The following is a 1,296-nucleotide window of genomic DNA, read 5'->3' as shown; positions in this document are numbered from 1 at the left end:
GGCGTCGAACTCCGGATCGTCCTCACCGCGGACGGCAGCCAGCGGATCAAAGGGCGACCTGGGGTCGTACGACGGCCCGGCCGGGTGGCCGGGAAGCGGGTGGTCGCTGTTGCTGGGCACGTATACCTCGAATGTGCTGCTCGGTCCTGACGATATGTGGTGGGAGCCTGGCGGCCGGCGGAGTGTCCGACGACCGTCGTCCTCCCGTGTCCGTCGCTATGCGACGCCTTGGTGTACGCCGGTAATGTCGTGTTGTAAGAACATAGCGGTCTTGCGCAAAGTTGACAAGAGCTGATTGTAACGGCCGCGTATCACCTCCTTTGTTGAGCATATTCAAGCAGATTCGATACGCCTCGGTGGACACATGCGCATGATTGATTGATATTGTGCACTCGTGCTTGCACAGCGACGGTACGAGATGATCATGCAGATCCTGCGCGCCGAGGGGCCTGTGGCGGTCGGCGTGCTCGCTGAGCGACTCGATGTCAGCCCGGCCACCATCCGCCGTGACCTGAACCGGCTGGAACGGTTGGACCTGTTGACCCGTGTCCGCGGTGGCGCGGCGGCCAGCACCTCACTCGAAGAGCCGTTCGCGGAGGTCGCCACCGTCGGCAAAGAGGCCCGCGACGCCGTCGCGCGAGGCGCTGCCGACCTGGTCCGGGACGGCGACGTGCTGCTGCTCGACATCGGCACTACTGTCCACCAGCTCTCCACGTACCTGCACGGTCGTTCGGTGACCGTCATGACGTCGAATCTCGCGGTCTACGAAGAGCTGGTGCCGGACCCCGAGATCGAGCTGATCCTGCTCGGCGGCGTCGTCCGGCGTAACTACCGGTCGCTGGTGGGGTTCCTGACCGAGGATTGCGTGCGCCAGGTCCGAGCCGGCCGGCTGTTCATGGGGACCAGCGGTGTACGTCCCGACGGCACTGTCGTGGACACCACGGCCGTGGAGGTTCCTGGCAGACGGGCGATGATCGCCTCCTCCGACCAAGTGATCCTGCTGGCGGATGAGTCGAAGTTCCCCGGCAACGGCTACGCCACAGTATGTGGTCCGGACGCGCTCGACATCGTCGTGACCAACGACGGCGCGACCCCGGACACTCTCGATACATTGCGTGAATCTGGAGTAGAGGTGATCACCGTATGAGGCTGACGATCCTGGGCGGCGGCGGGTTCCGCGTGCCGCTGGTCCACTCGGCGCTGGCGTCGGAAGACTCCGGCGTGGAGACGGTCGTCCTGCACGACACGGATCCGGCGCGGGTGCGGGCCGTCCGGGCGGTCCTCGACGAGGCGTCG

The 1,296-nt window shown here is 65.5% G+C and carries 1 protein-coding gene and 1 pseudogene; both read left to right on the top strand.

Going from position 1 to position 1,296, the window contains the following annotated elements:
- Positions 1-394: 394 nt before the first annotated feature.
- The gene (locus ELR45_RS17955; RefSeq protein ID WP_129667623.1) at positions 395-1,147 is read left to right on the top strand and encodes a DeoR/GlpR family DNA-binding transcription regulator; all 753 of its coding nucleotides are present in this window, start codon (positions 395-397) and stop codon (positions 1,145-1,147) included.
- Positions 1,144-1,296: pseudogene (locus ELR45_RS42795) on the top strand (6-phospho-beta-glucosidase); the annotation flags it as partial. The gene ELR45_RS17955 and the pseudogene ELR45_RS42795, both read left to right, overlap by 4 nt.

It is taken from the genome of Phytoactinopolyspora endophytica (genome assembly GCF_004138495.1).
GTDB classification, from domain to species: Bacteria; Actinomycetota; Actinomycetes; order Jiangellales; family Jiangellaceae; genus Phytoactinopolyspora; species Phytoactinopolyspora endophytica.
Note: the sequence above shows the minus strand (reverse complement) of the source record. Positions and strands in the feature narration are given on the sequence as shown.